Source organism: Pontibacter liquoris, assembly GCF_022758235.1.
GTDB classification, from domain to species: Bacteria; Bacteroidota; Bacteroidia; order Cytophagales; family Hymenobacteraceae; genus Pontibacter; species Pontibacter liquoris.
Map to the genome: position 1 here is coordinate 1,918,441 of NZ_JALEBG010000001.1, position 17,081 is coordinate 1,935,521.

At 48.5% G+C, this 17,081-nt stretch carries 10 protein-coding genes and 1 tRNA gene; 5 read left to right on the forward strand and 6 right to left on the reverse strand.

Going from position 1 to position 17,081, the window contains the following annotated elements:
• Position 1: 1 nt before the first annotated feature.
• Complete coding sequence (locus tag LWL52_RS07945; protein WP_242918620.1) at positions 2–4,972, reverse strand: translocation/assembly module TamB domain-containing protein; 4,971 nt, start codon at positions 4,970–4,972, stop codon at positions 2–4.
• 515 nt (positions 4,973–5,487) lie between these two features.
• On the reverse strand, positions 5,488–7,104 hold the full coding sequence (locus tag LWL52_RS07950; protein ID WP_242918622.1) for an alpha-amylase family glycosyl hydrolase: 1,617 nt from the start codon (positions 7,102–7,104) through the stop codon (positions 5,488–5,490).
• A 314-nt stretch (positions 7,105–7,418) separates the two neighbouring features.
• On the opposite strand from LWL52_RS07950, the gene LWL52_RS07955 reads away from it, so the two are divergent.
• From LWL52_RS07955 to LWL52_RS07965, 3 genes are all read left to right on the forward strand, one after another.
• Positions 7,419–7,490: transfer RNA gene (locus LWL52_RS07955), tRNA-Glu, on the forward strand.
• Positions 7,491–7,891: 401 nt separating this feature from the next.
• Positions 7,892–10,321, forward strand: a complete 2,430-nt coding sequence (locus LWL52_RS07960) for a TonB-dependent receptor (protein WP_242918624.1) — start codon at positions 7,892–7,894, stop codon at positions 10,319–10,321.
• 41 nt (positions 10,322–10,362) lie between these two features.
• Positions 10,363–11,172, forward strand: a complete 810-nt coding sequence (locus LWL52_RS07965) for a TspO-related membrane protein (RefSeq protein ID WP_242918626.1) — start codon at positions 10,363–10,365, stop codon at positions 11,170–11,172.
• Between the two features lie 170 nt (positions 11,173–11,342).
• Here the strand turns inward: LWL52_RS07965 and LWL52_RS07970 are convergent, their stop codons facing one another.
• Positions 11,343–12,272 (reverse strand): ClpXP adapter SpxH family protein, encoded by a 930-nt coding sequence (locus LWL52_RS07970; protein ID WP_242918628.1) that lies wholly within the window; start codon positions 12,270–12,272, stop codon positions 11,343–11,345.
• 199 nt (positions 12,273–12,471) lie between these two features.
• Here LWL52_RS07970 and LWL52_RS07975 point away from each other — a divergent pair, with 199 nt between their 5' ends.
• The gene (locus tag LWL52_RS07975; protein WP_242918631.1) at positions 12,472–12,834 is read left to right on the forward strand and encodes a winged helix-turn-helix transcriptional regulator; all 363 of its coding nucleotides are present in this window, start codon (positions 12,472–12,474) and stop codon (positions 12,832–12,834) included.
• Between the two features lie 498 nt (positions 12,835–13,332).
• Positions 13,333–13,590 (forward strand): hypothetical protein, encoded by a 258-nt coding sequence (locus tag LWL52_RS07980; RefSeq protein ID WP_242918633.1) that lies wholly within the window; start codon positions 13,333–13,335, stop codon positions 13,588–13,590.
• A 165-nt stretch (positions 13,591–13,755) separates the two neighbouring features.
• Here the strand turns inward: LWL52_RS07980 and LWL52_RS07985 are convergent, their stop codons facing one another.
• The 3 genes from LWL52_RS07985 to LWL52_RS07995 form a co-directional block, all read right to left on the reverse strand.
• Positions 13,756–14,931 carry a serine hydrolase domain-containing protein gene (locus LWL52_RS07985; RefSeq protein WP_242918635.1) on the reverse strand — a complete coding sequence of 392 codons (1,176 nt, stop codon included), beginning with the start codon at positions 14,929–14,931 and terminating at the stop codon, positions 13,756–13,758.
• Between the two features lie 449 nt (positions 14,932–15,380).
• Positions 15,381–16,511 (reverse strand): PAS domain-containing sensor histidine kinase, encoded by a 1,131-nt coding sequence (locus tag LWL52_RS07990; protein WP_242918637.1) that lies wholly within the window; start codon positions 16,509–16,511, stop codon positions 15,381–15,383.
• A gap of 113 nt (positions 16,512–16,624) precedes the next feature.
• Positions 16,625–17,053: a response regulator gene (locus LWL52_RS07995; RefSeq protein WP_242918639.1), complete on the reverse strand. Its 429-nt coding sequence runs from the start codon at positions 17,051–17,053 to the stop codon at positions 16,625–16,627.
• Positions 17,054–17,081: the final 28 nt, after the last annotated feature.

Consider the following 17,081-nt stretch of genomic DNA (forward strand, 5'->3'; position numbering starts at 1 on the left):
ATTAGTTGGTGCCTGCGGGGCTGTTCTTTTTCTGCTTTTCCTCCGCCTTGGCCAGGTTCTTTTCTGCGCTGCTAAACAGCTCGGAGAAATTATTGTAATCGCGCACAAAGATCAGGGCGACACCAGTGGTGAGCACGTCGCCGCCATCCAGTATGCCGCCATACTCATTCTGGCGGAAAGCTTTTACGCGCAGTTTGCCGGATGGCGTAATACTATACTCCACGGATATATCGTTGCCAAAACCGCCTAAAGAACTTTGCTGGCTGTTATTCCCTTCCAGGCCTATATCCCCTCCAACCCGGATCGTCAGGCGGTCGTTAAGGAACTGGTGACGCAAGGCCACGTTCAGGTCTGTTTGCCCCTGGGCCGTGCCTGAAGAGTAATCTTCGTAGGAATTAACGCCCAGTTCCAGGCCTATGCCGCCCAGGTATTTGCCCGTGAGATTATTCAGCTGATCCGACATCACCTGGCTGAGGCTGTTTCGGGCAGTAGCCTGTAAACCGCCACCAGAGCTTTGCAGCGGGTCTGGCGCCATAAACCGGCCTAATACCAGCAAGGCAAACACCTGCTTGTTCATGTCCGATTCGTTTTGCCGCAGGTTATCCAGCTGGGGTTCTATCTGGCTGCGCAAGGCACCGCCAGCGTCTTCATCCAACCGGATATCAAAGCTGATAGTGGGCTTCATGAGTTGGCCGCTCAGGTTCACCAGCACCTCGAATGGCTGTTGGTTTCGGAATACATCCGGAATGGGGCCGGCAGTTTCGTTTGCGATTAGCTCACGTGGGGCCGTTTTAATGTTGTAAACGGCTGTTATCTGCATGTCGGCCTGGAAAGGATCGCCCGACCAGGCAATGTAGCTGCCCTTGGTTAACTGCAGTTCGCGTTGTGCCAGGTCATAGAACGACATATCGTATTTACCCTCTGTCACTTCGTAGCGGCCCGACAGGTTGATCTCGCCGGTAGGCGTGATGCCGGTAACAATGGTGCCGTTTCCTTTCACATTCAGATGGTCGCCGGTGAGCGGGTCGATCACGATCGTCACAGGGGTCGCATCCGTCACCGTGATCGTTGCCTCCACATCCATACCGGTCAGCGAGTTCGTGTCAGCTGAATCTAGCCGGGCCATGGCGGTAGTATCGCTCAGGTCCACAAATTCGACTATGCCTTCGCGGCTGGTGGCAGTCGCCTGATCGGCCGGAATCACCGAGGTGATATCAGAGCCATCCAGTACCGTTACATTAGCGCGCACCACCGGCAAGTCTATATTGCCTTTGATGGTGGCATCGGAATCTATCCAAAGCGTGCCATAGTATAGCGCATTGTCGTTGGCATCCGAGTTCATGGCCAGGAAGCGGTCAGTATTAGCTTTCAGGTCAAACTGGTAATCTACGTAATCTTTCGTCAGCACATTGCCATTGATCACCAGGTCATTGCCGGTTGAGTCGGTGAGGGTGAAGTCAGGGAAGTTGATACCTTGCTCGTTAAAAACCAGTCGTTCGTTTTCCAGTGTAAACAAGGAGTTAAGCATACTGACATTAAACTGAGCACGATCAAAGTTTAACTCGCCCAGTATAGTAGGATCATCGAGCGTACCGGTTATATGCAACCTGCCCTTGGCACTACCCGCCATGTCTTCTACCATACCCTGCGTAAAGCCCTGCAGCGAAGCCATGTTCAGGTTCGGTATGGTCGCATCGAAATTGAGGAGGCTGGCGTTGGGCTGCGCCTCATAAAAGCCATTCACCAGGACCTGGTTGCCGTTGCCCGTCAGGGAAGCATCCACGTTGTAGCGGTTGGTACCCTGGCTCTGGGCTTTCAGGGCAATATCACCTACTGGCACTCCCTGGAAAGCAAATTTGCTCACGCTAATATCAGATACAAAGCTCATGGTGCCTGCCATCAGGTTGTTGATGGTAGCGGAGCCGTTAATAGTGCCCGCCACCAGGCTATCATTCCGCTGGAAAGACTCCATCAGGTAGCCGATCTCGAAGTTATTGAATTTAACATTCAGCGGGGCATTAGGCGCTACAGGTCCTGTGCTGTTGAGGGCTATGTAACTGTTGCCCATCTGCAGCTGAATATTATGCGCATACAAGAAATCAGTATTAAACTGCAGGTAGTTGTCCGGCGAGACAGTCCACTTGTCATAATTGACCACCAACTGCTCCGGGTTAAAGGAGAAGCGGTAGCCACGGCCTAAACTATTGAGCAAGCCACCCACCACAAAGCGTTCTTTCCCGTCTTTCTCGGCTATGGCCAGTTTAGTGGTCAGGTCATTGTCGCGGGCTGCGCCAGTCAAGAATACATTATTCACGTTCAGGGAAGACGATAAAAGCTGCGCCAGCGTGATGTTATAATTCAGCGCATTGCGGTCGCCGCGTACCTGCAGGCCCAGGTCCTTTAAAGTATAACCGGTATAAGCAATAGTATTCACTGTGCCATCCAGCTGCAGCGTCTGGTTATCGCCGTTATAGCTCGCCGTGATCGGGTTTGCAGCCGACAGTTTTTCCAGGCCCGGCACAAAGGCCAGCAGCAGATCGGTTTTTTTGAGTTGCAGCTGCACTTTAAAATCATCCAGGCTCAGGTCGGCCGGATAGGGGGGATCAGGTTGCAGGTCCAGGTAATTTGAAAAATGCTTTTGCAGGGCAGTCGGGAGGGTTGCCAGCGTATTGGCAAACTGCATATCGGCATCCATCAAATCCGATTGCAGTTTGATCGTGGCTTCCCTGCCATTCTGCTGCAAGGTCATATCCAGCGAATCCAGCGGGTATACTTTCTTATTATGCGTTACCACCAGTTGCTGCGCCAGCAGCCTGCCGCTGATGGTACTGGCCTCGGCTCCGGTAAAGCGCCCCTGCATTTGGCCCTGTATACTGAGCGGCTCTGTGTAGAGGTTCAGCGCCATCAAGTTGGCTTTGTCCAGGTCCAGGTCAAAGTTATAGGCGGGCTGCTTGCTGTTGCGCATGTTAAAGTCGCCTTTCAGGTCAAGTGCCAGGTTCTGGTCTTTGGCAGTGGCTGCTACGGTATACAGGTTGCGGTTGATGGTGGCATTTACAGCCAGGTTGTTGTAAGTATACTTGTTATACTCCAATTTATTAACAGCGGCGTTTACCTGTGCCTGCATGGATTCCGGAGTCAGGCCGGTACCTTTGGCCGTGGCATCCAGGGCAATCACCCCAACGCCTAGGCTGTCAGTCAAGAGCTGGCTCATGTTAAAGCCATCGGTGCTGAGATGGGCTGTAAACGGCTCGGCACCTGCCGGGCCTGTTGCCATATCAATCACGGCCTTTGCATTGCCAAATGAGCTTTTCAGGTTGGCATTGGCGTCAAAGTTGGTGAGGCTGCCTTTGTAAGTGCCGGTCATACTTACCTGGTTTGGTATCCGGATATTGGACGGGATTGTGCCTGCCGGCGCTAGGGCTTTGATATCGGTGCGCGTCGTAGCAAAGCGGTTAATGCGCAAATTCATGTACAAGTGATCCGGGTCCATCACGTTCTGCAGGTTGCCAGTTACATCTACCCGGGTGCCGTTCAGGCCTGAAAGCTGAAACTTACTTACCTGCAGGTCATTCAGGCTGCCATCCACTTTGCCATCCAGCTGCAGCGTAGCCCCGGCTATACTTTTAAAGGATGGGTTCTGCGCCAGGTCCGGTGCCAGATACTGCACATCTTTCATGCCGATGCGGCTGTTCTGGATATCCAAATCTACCTTTATCAATTCAGGATTGTCCGTCAGGGCATCAAGCGAGGGGTAGCGCATGGCCAGATGGCGCTGCAGGTGGCTGTTGCCGGTTTGCAGGTCCAGGTTGGCTAGTTCGGTATGGGTAGTGTCGAAGGTGATCTCTGATTTGAAATTCTTTACCTCGAACCCACTTTTTTCCTGCAGTGCCAGCTGGTTCAGGTTCAGGGTTGTGCGGCCCAGGCTATAGTAGAGGTCCTCGGCATCGAGCACAACGTTTTTAAACAGCAGGTGATCGTAGTCCATGCCACGTGAAAGGGCAGGAGCATTAAAGTTATCGAATTTAACATCCAGGCCCGTCACATCCACGCCATTGAGCGTGAGCACCCAATTCATGGGCTGGCTACTCGTTTTCTGGACAGCCGAATCGATTTCCTGTACAGTTTTTACAGGATTTACGGCAAGCGAATCGGTATCTTTATACTTGTCCTGCACATATACCACATCGGCGTTGTGCAGCTCGAACTTATCGAGGTCGATGCGGGCGTTCTTCAGATCTATTTTTTTAGCCAGCAACTCCGACTTGCCCACGGCCAGTTTGATGCTCTGTTCTGCCGGGCGGCTGTTATAGTTGAGTTTTACATTTTCCAGGGCAACCCGGTTCAGGCCGAAGTCCATTTCCAGCGGCTCCGTTCCGGCTGTATCAGGAGGGGGAAGCTTGGTCTGGATGTAGGTGAAGGCCGTGTTCTTCAGTTCCACTTCATCTACCAGGTACTTCTGCGCATCCAGGTCCAGCTCTTCCATGGTTGTAAGCAGGTGCCCTACGCGCCCTTTGATCCAGTTGCCGCCCGCTTCGTCACGGAAATTGACATACACATCATCCAGGTTGATTCTGTCCAGGTTGAAGCTCATAGACGAAGCCGTATCCGCTGGCTGCGCTTCCGTGGTATCGGTGGCGAACGCCTCCATGATAAAATCATAATTCGTCGAGCTGTCAGGTTTAATGTGCAGGTTCAGGGTGGCATGCTCAAGCGATACCTTGGCAATATCTACGTTTCCTTTGATGAGGCCCAGGATCTTCATGTCCACGCCCAGGCGCTGGCTGTACCAGAGGGTGTCCTGCTGCTGATCTTCGACATACACGTTTTTAAGCACAAGCGCATTGCGCCAGTCCGTGGTAAAGCCGCCGATCTCGACTTTGGTTTTCAGGGTGTCCGAGAGGTAGGAAGCTCCTTTTTGTGCAACAAAATTTTGCACCGGCTGGAACTGCAGGGCTACTACTACCAGTACCACCAGGCATACCAGAAACAGTATGATCCCGAGCAGGATTTTAAGTAAAATCTTTCCTATATGTTTAGCTGAAGCGATAATTCTTAGATTTAAGTGCTGTATTGCCTTACGTATTTATAAATAGAAGGATTGAGCAGCAAGGCCAAATAGTAGCTACTTTTTACAAAATTTCTCTGCTTCAGCGCCTTAAAGAGAAAGAGAGACCCTGCTTCTACTTTAAATTGTGCTATTTTATTGGCGTATTTCGCTTCCTTTATAAGTATAAACCATTAAGTATAAACTTCACTGTGGGCCGATATCTGAAGACTTTGATACATAAGCTTCAGGTAAGCAGCTATAACGTGACAACCTATTTTGCTGCAGAAAAGCTAGTATGTTCCCAATGGAGCGCTCCTTTTATATAAGTTATACTTACAGCATCAGGTTTTTAATATCTGCTTGGCAATACCTTAAGCAAATGGGCTTGTAAGTATGTGAATGTAGTAACCTGGCCCATCAGACTGCTGATACTGCTGTGCTTAAGATGCGCTGTTTTGTAACCGGATAATGTAGCCTTCGTCTCCACCCATACTTACGGTATTGCTCACAACGGTGCCCTCCAGCTCCGGAGAGGTAGCCAGCTCGATCTTGCCGCTAAAGGAATAGTGCGCAGGCCGGAAGTAGCAGGGCCGGTGCGTGAGGTTGAGCAGAATAAGAAAGCAGGTATCGCCATGATTGCGGGTATAAGCAAGCATCTGCTGATCGGAATATACCGGTGCATAGGTACCTACATTCAAAGCGGGTTCCTGCTGGCGCAAGGCTATCAGCCTGCGGTAGAGCGAGAGCATCGAATAGGGCTTCTGCCGTTGTGCTTCCACGTTTACCCGCCTATACGCGGCGGGTAGCCGGAGCCAGGGTTTTCCGGTTGTAAATCCCGCGCCCGCGGCGCTGCTCCATTGCATGGGCGTTCGTTCCGGGTCGCGGCTCAGGTTCAGGTCAGGCATATTGAGGCCCTGCGGGTCCTGTACTTCATCCGGCGGAATGGGCACATCGCGCATCCCGATTTCATCGCCATAGTATACAGTTGGTGTGCCCCGTAGTGTCAGCAGCAGCAGGGCGGCCACCCGCGCCTGCGATTTGCCAACGCGGCTGGTGATGCGAGGTTGGTCGTGGTTACCCAGCACCCAGTTCGGCCAGCCATCGGGCGGCAGTGCACCTTCATACTGGTCGATGGCCGCTGCGATCTCCCGCGCATCCCAGCGGCTCTGGAGCAGCAGAAAGTTGAACGGGAGGTGGGCGCCTTTCCCATCGGTGCCATAATAGGTCATCAGCTTCTGGATGGGCAGGTAAATTTCCCCGATCATCATCCGTTCCTCATAGCTATCCATGACTTTGCGCATCATCTGCACAATAGTATGTACCTCCGGCTGGTCGGTAGAGAAAGCAGGAATAAGCTTTTCGTAGGTGGCCATGTGGGGTTGGTAGTTGGGGTTTTCCGGGTTGTTGCGCAGCTGCTTGTCCTTGATCATGTGCCACATCACATCGATCCGGAAGCCATCTACGCCTTTTTCGAGCCAGAAACGCATCACCTGTAGCATGGCTTCCTGCACTTCGGGGTTGCGCCAGTTCAGGTCGGGTTGCTCTTTAAGGAAGGCGTGGTAATAATACTGCTGTGTTTTCTCATCCCACTCCCAGCCGCTGCCTCCGAACATGCTCAGCCAGTTGTTAGGCTCTTTGCCGTTTGATCCCGGGTTTTCCCAGATATACCAGTCGCGTTTGGGGTTGTCGCGGGAGGAGCGGGACGCCAGAAACCAGGGGTGCTGGTCGGAAGTATGGTTTGGTACCAGATCAAGTATAAGTTTCATGTCGCGTTGGTGCACTTCCTGCAGCAGCAGGTCGAAGTCGGCCATGGAGCCGAAAAGCGAATGGATGCCGCAATAATCAGAAATGTCGTATCCAAAATCCGCCATGGGAGAAGGAAAGATAGGAGAGACCCAGATAGCATTGATGCCCAGCCATTGCAGGTAATCGAGGCGTTGGCGAATACCGGTTAAGTCGCCAATGCCATCACCGGTGCTGTCCTGAAACGAGCGAGGGTATATTTGATAGATAATGCCTTTCTGCCACCACAGGTACTTCTGATTCTCCTTGCTCATAACAATGCGCTTTATACTTGGTAAAATGTTTCTTTGTACGGGATGAAGCAAGGGAGGATATTTCAGGGGATCATTTCACAAGGAGTGCTTTCGTGTAATGCAGCAAAAGTATGGAAAGGGAGGCAGGATGGGCAAGTGCTGCCGCCGGATGATATTTTCTGATAAAGTTGCGTTAAAGGAAGGCAGAACCAGTTATTTTAACAAAAATTTATACCTGAAAACCAGGAAGGTAGCAAAGGAGTATGATTTATTTAGGTGCGTGGGTTTGCAGAAATAAAAACAGCCACTATATTTGCATCACCAAACAGTAGCACGGTCCGTTCGTCTAGGGGTTAGGACTCCAGATTTTCATTCTGGCAACAGGGGTTCGATTCCCCTACGGACTACTAAAAAGCCCTTCAGTTAATTCTGAAGGGCTTTTTTATTGTTAGTGTATACTACAGATTTACCTCCCATCATTCGCTTCCGACATTTTGATCATTAGCCTAGCAATCGCTTTTATACTTCAGTTTCGAATCTTTACAACTAAACAACAGCAATGCTCAAATTATCTTCAAAAGTTTTTTTCTTGAATTAAGGCAGCTAGGAGAGGGAAGTGCTACTACCAGAGCAATCCAGTACGCAACTGTCAGATGCACCAAGTTAGAATCTACGTTGCCTTATTACCGGACTAGGTTGATCTCAATCAAATTCCGACTTCAAAAAGTCATGCCTCGTTTTCCCTAACAACTTTAAACATTCTTGCCTGAAAGATGTAGTACTACCATCATTCTGACCAATTTTGTTCATGAGATTTCTACTTCTTATTGCTTTTCTGCTCCCCGTAGTCTCGTTTGCGCAGACGGGAATCATTACAGGAACTGTGCGCGACCGCAATACGCAGGAGCCGTTAATAGGCGTGTCGGTGCAGGTAACAGGTAGCCAGTTGGGTACTATAACCAATGAACAAGGCTCCTTTAAGCTCGAGAATATACCGGTGGGCAGCTATACGGTTCAAAGTGCTTATATAGGGTATCAGCCGCAAACCCGGTTTAATGTGAATGTAACAGCCGGAAATATACAGATACTGAACTTTGAGCTGGCACCCACCTCCAATGAGTTGCAACAGGTAGAAGTGGTGGCAAACCGTAGGCAAAGTGCCGCTGTGGCCGACCTGGTTACACCGCTATCAGTGCAGAGTTTATCGGCAGAGGAGATGCGAAGCAATCCCGGCGGAAATTTTGACATTTCGAAAGTGGTGCAGGTACTCCCGGGTGTTGCCTCTAACGGCACGGGCGGCGGCAGTCGAAACGACCTGATCATACGCGGTGGCGCTCCCAATGAGAATGTCTATTACCTCGATGGTATCGAGATACCGCTTATCAACCACTTCACGACGCAAGGCAGCGCCGGCGGAGCTACCGGCATCCTGAACGTTTCGTTTATAGAAGATCTGAAAGTAAGCTCTTCGGCTTTCGATGCACGCTACAACAATGCGCTGTCGGCTGTGTTTGAATTCAAAGAGCGGTACGGCAATCCTGAACGGTTTTCCGGGAATGTACGGTTAAGCGGCTCTGAATTTGCGACAACCTTAGAAGGACCCGTAGGTGCCAAAACCACCTACCTGGTTTCAGCAAGAAGGTCTTACCTGCAGTTTCTTTTCAAGCTACTCGACCTGCCTATCCGCCCAAACTACTGGGACTTCCAGTACAAAATAGACCACAAGTTAAACGAGAAGACTTCGATCTCCTATATAGGCGTAGGGGCTATAGATGACTTCTCCTTTGGGGTGCCCCGCGAAAGCACACCGGAAAATGAATACATTCTGCGTTCTACGCCCTACATCAACCAGTGGAACTACACCACCGGAATTGCGGTGAAAAGACTGGTGCAGGATGGGTACGTGAACCTGGCCCTGAGCCGTAATGCCTTCGACAATAGCCTGTACAAGTATGAAGCTGCGGAAGAAGGCGAGAACCGTTCCTTTACCCTGAACACCAATTCCAGCGAAACAGAAAATAAACTGCGCCTGGATATAAATAAGTATAAAAATGGCTGGCGCTATGCCTATGGGGTGTCAGGGCAGTATGTGCAGTTTAAAAACGAAATCTTCAGCGTGATCAGGAAAGAGCTGCGCGATGAGCAGAATAACGTGGTGCAGCCCGGCGTAACGCTGAATTATATTACTGATCTGGACTTTCTGCGTTATGGCGCTTTCGGGCAGGTGTCTAAAACAGTGCTGAATGAAAAGCTGGGTTTATCACTCGGTATCCGTACCGATATGAATTCCTTTACCGAAGAGGGCAATAACCCACTTAAAACCCTCTCACCACGCCTGGCTGTTACTTACCTGTTAAACAAAAAATGGACGCTCAATGCGTCATCCGGTATTTACTACAAACTGCCAGTTTATACGGTGCTGGGATATAAACAAGACGGTCTATTTCTCAACAAACAGGCAGACTATACCCGGTCAGTGCATTACGTAATCGGCACCGAGTTTCTGCCGCGCCTGGATCTGCGCTTTACCCTGGAAGGCTTTTACAAGAAATACAGCAACTACCCGGTATCTGTAAGAGATGGTATTTCGCTGGCAAACCAAGGCGGCGAATTTGGGGCTATCGGCAACGAAGCCATCGGGACAAATGGCAAAGGCAGAGCCTACGGCGCAGAGTTTTACCTGCAGAAAAAACTGACAAATACCGTATTCGGGGTGCTGTCTTATACCTATGTGGTGAGCAAGTTTGCCGGGTTAGATGAGAAGTATATTTCCAGCGCCTGGGATAACCGCCACCTGGTATCAGGCTTGCTCGGCAAAAAGTTGCCGCGCAACTGGGAGCTTGGAATCAAGTACCGGTATGCTGGTGGTGCGCCTTCTACGCCGTTTGACCTGGAAGCTTCCCGCCGAAACTATGCTTCGCTGGGAGTGGGCATTCTGGATTACACTAGGTTAAACTCCGAGCGCCTGGATCCGTTCAGCCAGCTCGACGTGCGAATAGATAAGAAGTGGAATTTCAACCAGGTTACGCTGGATCTGTTCCTGGATGTGGCCAATGTGCTTGCCAGCAACACCCCGGGCTTCGCGCGCTACACGTTTCAGCGTAACGAAGACAACACCGGATTTGCCACTTCGGACGGCAGCCCGCTGCAACCGGATGGCAGCAACGCCCTACCTGTGATCCTGGAAAACAATGACGGGAATTTGGTGCCTACGATCGGGTTCATTGTAGAATTCTAGCCTTTTGCCTAACGAGCACTTTTCCTGAAAACCCCTGTCCGATGAAAAATGTGAAGACGCTGTCCATACTCAATGCCATTTGTTTCCTGTTGCACCTGGTGCCCTCACAGCTCACGCAACTCAAGCTGATCAATAACCAAACGATAGGCGAGGTATCAGATAAGTACCCGGCGCTTTTCACTCCTGCCGGTATTACTTTCGCGATTTGGGGAGTGATTTATCTCGCCCTAACTGCTTTCTGCCTCTATCACCTGGTAAAAGCCTACAAAGCGTCGGCAGTGCATGAAGCCAATGTCGATCTGCAGCGGCTGGGCTATCTGTTCATGGCAAACAACATCGCCACCGGCCTCTGGACCATCGCCTGGGTAAGCGAATGGCTGATCGTTTCGGTAGTGCTCATATTAGTACAACTTGTAACGCTGCTGGCTATTCATCTTCGTTTGGGTATTTTTGATACAACCCGCTCCGCAGCCTCCAAATGGTTTACGCAGGTGCCCCTCAGCTTATACTTTGGCTGGATCATCATCGCCACAGTGGCCAACATCAGCGCTGCCCTGGTGGGCTTAGGCTGGAATGGTTTCGGACTAAATGAAGGCGTCTGGACCATCACCATGATCATCGCAGCCTCGCTCATTGTATTGTTCATCGTCTATAGCAGGTCAAATCCTTTTGTGGGCCTGGTAGGCGTGTGGGCATTCTATGGTATCATACTAAAGCACCGGGACATCAACGTGGAATCAAGCCCGCAGATCATCTTAGCCGCCTGGATTAGTCTGGCAGCAGTAGCGTTATTAACGATAGCCATATTTTATAGAATAGCAGCAAGAGGGCAGCAAGCGAAACAAGTATAATATCACACTGTTTTCTATTATACATTCCAACGCTATTCAGACGCTCCTGTTACTTTCCAGCAAGTATAAAACAAGTATAGGTGCCATTTGAAGCGAAACGGCACCTATGTTGCATTCAGCACTAGGACTTACTTATATATCCTCCTGCTGGTATATCCACCTGCTGGGCTTTATAAGCTCTTCGAATGCTGCAGCTTCCACATGGCGCCGTTCTTTGTCGAGATTTTTTCCAGCTTCCCTTTATCAGAAAGCTCATTTAGCAATTGCTCGCTTTCTACTCTATGTAGTCCTGCCAGTTCGGAAAACTCTTTAGCCGTAAGCGACCGATACTTTGAAAACAGCGTTTCCCAGTTTTTGCTGTAGTGACTCTTTGTGGCCGAAGGATTTAATTTTAAAACAGCTGTTTCATAGAAAGGATAGGCTTTTGTACCGTACACCACTTCTCTGTTCCCTTGTTTGTCCAGAAAGAACAAAATAGGAAACCCTCTTACACCAAACTCTCGGGCAAGCTTTAAATCTTCCTCAAACAAGTGCTTTGCCTTGGTTTCATAATCGGTTTTTAGTTGCGCAACATATAAGCCAGCCTGTTCAGCTGCTGCTGCTAAATGCTCCCACCTGGTGATATTTTTCTTATCTAAGAAAAGCAGTTCCCGCATCTCTCTGAGAAACAAAACGGCTTTTTCTTTATCCTGCATTTGTGCAGCCTTGAAGGCAATGGATGGGGGATAGGAGGAATGCAGCGGATCCTCCAGCCAAACGTCTCCGTCGATGGGCATATCATAATACTGGCTTACTTCATCCCAATGGTGGCCTACGTCAGCCGGCTTGCTGATGCCGCCACTGTTGTAACTCCAGTCAGGCAATAAGCCGCCCATGCGGTAATCGATTTCGATGCTGTGGCCATACTCTAATTTCAGTTTTCTGAGCTGTGGTTCAATTCCCCAGCAGGAAGAACAAATAGGGTCTGTGAAATAAACGATTTTGAGTGGCTTTGTTCCTGCCGAAGCAATCTCTACGGGAGCGGAAGCTGTTGAACCTGGCATTTCACATATGCCGGTTTCGATATCACATAAAAGCGGATTCTGGTTTTTATTTTCCATTGTGTTGGAGTTAACTGTAGCCTTGCACCGACTTGCTTATAAAGTAAGCAGGAGTAAAGCTTTTTATTTTTTTTCTATAGCAAATTTATAGTTAAGCTGGTTTATAATTGCTATCCGTTTCCTTTTAGAAACTAGTTTCCTTTAGGAAACTAATCACCTGGTTTTTACCTTTAGTTATTAGTACCTATAAAAGTAGAAGATGAAGAAAGCACGGGTAGTGAATAACAATATGATCTGCAAAGTCAGGATGCTTGCCATTAAAGATGCGATGGAGTTACTTTCCGGAAAATGGAAGTTTCATATACTAGGCACCCTGCTGCAAGGGGAAAAGCTACGGTTTATGGATTTGCTGAGAGAGGTGGAGGGTATTGGCGCTAAAATGCTATCTAAGGAACTGCAGGACATGGAAAGCAATCACCTGATCACCAGAACAGTGCAGGATACGAAGCCTGTGACGGTAGAATACGCTGTGACTGAATTCGGCAGAACGCTTGAACCGATCATAGATGAGATTGCCAAGTGGGGAACGGCGTACCGTAGTGCGCTTTATGCCAAATCGTAGTGAGTTTCATCTTAGTTAGCAGAAATAACCTGCCTGGATTTTGGTTAATAAAAGCCATTTAACCAATTCTCTCCGCCTTCAACTCAAATAATAGTATGGTTAATCCTTTAAAAGAGGGTATATACTTACGTCCACCAGTACTTGCACGGTACCCATACGTATAATGCCCTAGTAAAAGTAGTTTAATGGAGGGAACTAAAGCTAACGTTCTTGCGCAGCATGTACCGTCTGCGGAAGTGTTAAAGCGAAATAAACCACGTATAAAGGTGTAAACGACACATAAAACGAATTGAACCTCGTGCTGCTGCCTGACATCGGATTGCAAAAGATGGGTGGTACTTGTCAGGTAAAATGGATTACCTGTTGACCGGAAAGAAGTAGAGGAATATAGCCGGATACGTCGGGTTTTATAGCCTCTTCCGATTTGGTGAACCGGTTTATTTTACTTCTGAACCAGCGTTTGTAGCCCTGCATGTAAAATTTATTTAAGGAGAAACCATGAAACAGACCAGAGATAAAGTATTGTATTCTGATAAAGCCAATGATCCCAAAGCAGAAAGCCAGGTGCACAAAGATCGCTTTCTGGGCGCCTTGAAGCAGAATAGTGAGGGTCTCAATAAAGATGAGCTGGGCCAGAAGATCGGTTTCAGTAAAAGTTATACCGGTAAGATCATCCAGGAGTTAGTATCGGAAGGGAAGATCACCCCTGATGATGCCAGCCCCTGCGGGTATAAGCCAAAAGAAGAGACTAAGTAAAAACCTGGGGTAAGTAGGATGCAACGCAGCTTATTTACAGGATAAGGAATTTAAGTAAAAACAAAAGACAGAGGTCCGCTTTATGCTGGCCTCTGTCTTTTGTTTAAGCACCTTCCACTACTTCGGCAATGCGCTCACATACTCCCGTTCCTTTACCTGCCCCTGTTATAACTCTCCCAGGTCACCATTCTGTTTACTGCTGTTGTGCGCCATACCTTGTGGCTGTGGCGGGTATAAGAGACGGCGTACTTCTTCCAGATGCTTCAGACTGCCATTGGGCCAGTTACTCAGCACAATTAAAGCACTATGGTCTTTGGGGTTGCGCAACAGGTAGGTTGTATAGCCGTGCCATAAGCCGCCATGGTATACCACGGTATCGCCGTTCTCTACGGGCTTAATCCGCCAGCCAAAGCCATAATCTTCGTCTTTCTTTGCTTTCTGATGCGTGCCGGTAAAGGCTTCTTCCAGAGTCTGGTGGGTTACAAGTTTTTGGGTGTACAGCGCCTGATCCCATTTATAAAGATCCTCCACAGTAGAGAAGATCCCTTTGTCGCCAAGCACGGTGTCTAAATAATCAGAGGTTCTTTTTTGCCTGCCGCCCGTGTGCCCGGTTGCTACTTTGCCTGTCATCGTGATCAGGTCTTCGCTATACATAAAGGTATGCGTCATCTGTAGCGGTCCGAATATGCGCTTATGCATAAAGGTGGCAAAGGGCATGTCCGATGCCTTGGCTACAATGGCAGCAAGCAAACTATACCCGGTATTGCTGTAGTCGAAGTGCGTGTTGGGCTTGTAATAAACGGGGGGCTTGTAAGCATTCATCAAATTCACCACGTCCTCGTTATTCATCGGTTTTCTGCGGTCGGGCCATAGTTTATCGCTGAAATAAGTATAGTTCGGTAAGCCGGACCGGTGCGTGAGCAGTTGCCTAATGGTAATACCCTTGTAAGGGAAGGCCGGAAAATACTGTTGTACGCTATCTTCGTAGCGCAGCTTGCCCTGCTCTTTCAGCATCATAATAGCCATGGCCGTAAACTGTTTGGACACCGAGCCCAGCTGAAAAGCAGTTTGTGTAGTCAGGGAATCTTTCCGGTAAAAATCGGCATACCCAAAGGCCTTTTCAAACACCACCTTGTCATACTTGGTTACTAGTACGGTGCCGTTAAACCCTCTTCGTTTATGTAAATAACTGAATAGAGAATCGAGCTCATAGCCCATTTTTTTTGCGCTGGCTTCAGTAAACGATGCCGGAACCGTCACCAGCTGCCTGTCTTCTTCTTCCGGGGAAAAACCAGAAACGTTGTTTTCATTGTGAGGTCCCGGACATGCCGTCAGGGACACACAGAAAAGGGATGCTGTTACACAGCGAAGCAATTGAACTCGTACTTTACGAAAAACCATACCTGAAGCTACCAACACGATAATATGCCATAAATATAAAGCAAGTTTCTGAGTTAAGCAGGCTAAGTTCCGAAAGTATTTTTTTACTGCCATGAGCAATAAATTAGTAGCCCGCCAGGGTGGCACTACAAACAAAAGAGGCTTATACTTTACATATAAGCTTCTTTTATAAAGTTCCTCTTAGCCTAACTGATTTTCTGGGCTTTTACCATAGCTAAGGGCAAGCTGGTTCTGAGTGAATAAAAAGGCAGGTATAAATATATTAGTAATATTATATATTTAAATCCGATGGCGTAAGTATAGCAAGGTATAAAATGTATCGGCAGGCGCCGCACTGCAGTAACGGCATTAGCCGCAGGTATCGGCAGAAGGATGGAAGCCCGTTTTAATTAGTCCAGGAACGATTCGTTGGCCTCTTTCAGGTAACAGGTAAAGGTTGTGCCGGCGCCTGGTGTACTTTTAACCTCTATTTTGCCGCCATTGCGTTCCAGTATGCTTTTAACAATATTTAAGCCCATCCCTTTACCATCCTGTTCGCCATCGATCTGGTAAAAGGGCTTAAAAACCTGCTCTTCATGTTTCTCCAGGTTAAAGCCCTGCCCGTTATCCTGAAAAGTAAGCACCACATATTCCTCCTGCGGCTTGGCGGTAATTTGCAGCTGCGGCTTACGATCCGTAGCACGGTATTTAATGGCATTGCTGATCATGTTCCGGAATAAACTTTCCAGGTAAGGCTTGCTATAGTATAGCGTGGGGCATTTACCAAAATCTGCGGCTATACTTGTGTCGGTTTGCTGCAACTGGTATTCAAATTCGGCCAGTACATCCTGCAAAACAGTAGCCAAGGTTATTTTTTCTACCTGTTCCTGTTTGCTTTTCAATTCTAATATTTCAGTCAACTCAGAAAGCACATCACTCAGCCGCCGGGTTGATTTTTCCAGCCGCTGAGTTAAAACAGGCAGGGGCATTTGCACACCCTCCTTCATGAGTTCGATCAGGCTCTGGATGTTGCTCAAAGGGCCGCGCAGGTCATGCGAAACCGTAAAGAAGAATGTATCCAAGTCTGCGTTCAGATGAATCAGTTCCAGGTTCTGCTTCCGCAGGTTTTTTTCGGCATTTTGTAAGTCGATTTCATTTTGCTTCAAATGGGTGATGTCGCGCGAAAAGGCCCAAACCGACTTCACGCAGTTTTCCTGTCCTGGCTGGTTGCTAAACTCCGGGATCAGCTTTGTGAAATAAAAGCGAGTTTGGTCCGCGAAGGCATGCTGGGTATAGTTTACCACCGGCTTGCCAGTTTCGAAAACCGATCTGATCTTTTCTTCCAGCGCATCCAGCAAGGCAGGATTCCCGGGGATATTCAGCTCCCGGTTTGTTTTCCCGATTATGTCTGAAACAGGCACACCAATTTCATTTTCAATGGCCTGGTTTGCATACAGATGCTTGAGATTTTGATCATAACAAGCAACTGAATCTGGGAACCTGTTAATGAAGTTCTTCCAGTCTAGGTGAGATAGTGGCATTGGCAATAATCAATTTTTTCTGAAGAATGTTGCTTTATAAGTATGGTGAAATGGTATGTTAGCCCGTCAGGGCCCAAGTATATTTAATTTTGCTTTCCGTGTTTGCCCGTTTTCTATTTTAAAATCTGATTTAAGATATCCTGTGTTAGGGGCTTGGTAATGAATCCGGCGATCGGATAAAGCCCGGCTGTTTCCTTATCTTTCGCATTAACAGAACTACTGCAGATATAAATCTGGGTATGGCTTAGATCCAACTCAGCAGCGTTAACCAACTCGTCTAAAAACTCAAAGCCATTCATAACTGGCATCTTTATGTCCAGGAAGATGAGTTCGGGTAGCTGCTGGCCATCGGCAACCCTTTGCCGCAACACCGCCAGCGCTTTGAGACCATTATTGGCTGTAATGATCTGCTTTCCGATACCGGCTTTCTGCAGGATAATCTTAGAAATAAAGCACCAGTTATCATCATCATCTACCAGGAAAACAGTGTTTATCTGCTGCCGCCTGTCTGTATTGGTATTGACTGTGTTTAGTTCCGCCACTTTTTAGACCTGTTATAATTGTATAGTC

What these genes read in the sequence shown, in the direction of transcription:
- LWL52_RS07950 (WP_242918622.1), bottom strand. Translation starts at nt 7,104, where the DNA reads ATGAGCAAGGAGAATCAGAAGTACCTGTGGTGGCAGAAAGGCATTATC.
- LWL52_RS07960 (WP_242918624.1), top strand. Translation starts at nt 7,892, where the DNA reads ATGAGATTTCTACTTCTTATTGCTTTTCTGCTCCCCGTAGTCTCGTTT.
- LWL52_RS07965 (WP_242918626.1), top strand. Translation starts at nt 10,363, where the DNA reads ATGAAAAATGTGAAGACGCTGTCCATACTCAATGCCATTTGTTTCCTG.
- LWL52_RS07970 (WP_242918628.1), bottom strand. Translation starts at nt 12,272, where the DNA reads ATGGAAAATAAAAACCAGAATCCGCTTTTATGTGATATCGAAACCGGC.
- LWL52_RS07975 (WP_242918631.1), top strand. Translation starts at nt 12,472, where the DNA reads ATGAAGAAAGCACGGGTAGTGAATAACAATATGATCTGCAAAGTCAGG.
- LWL52_RS07980 (WP_242918633.1), top strand. Translation starts at nt 13,333, where the DNA reads ATGAAACAGACCAGAGATAAAGTATTGTATTCTGATAAAGCCAATGAT.
- LWL52_RS07990 (WP_242918637.1), bottom strand. Translation starts at nt 16,511, where the DNA reads ATGCCACTATCTCACCTAGACTGGAAGAACTTCATTAACAGGTTCCCA.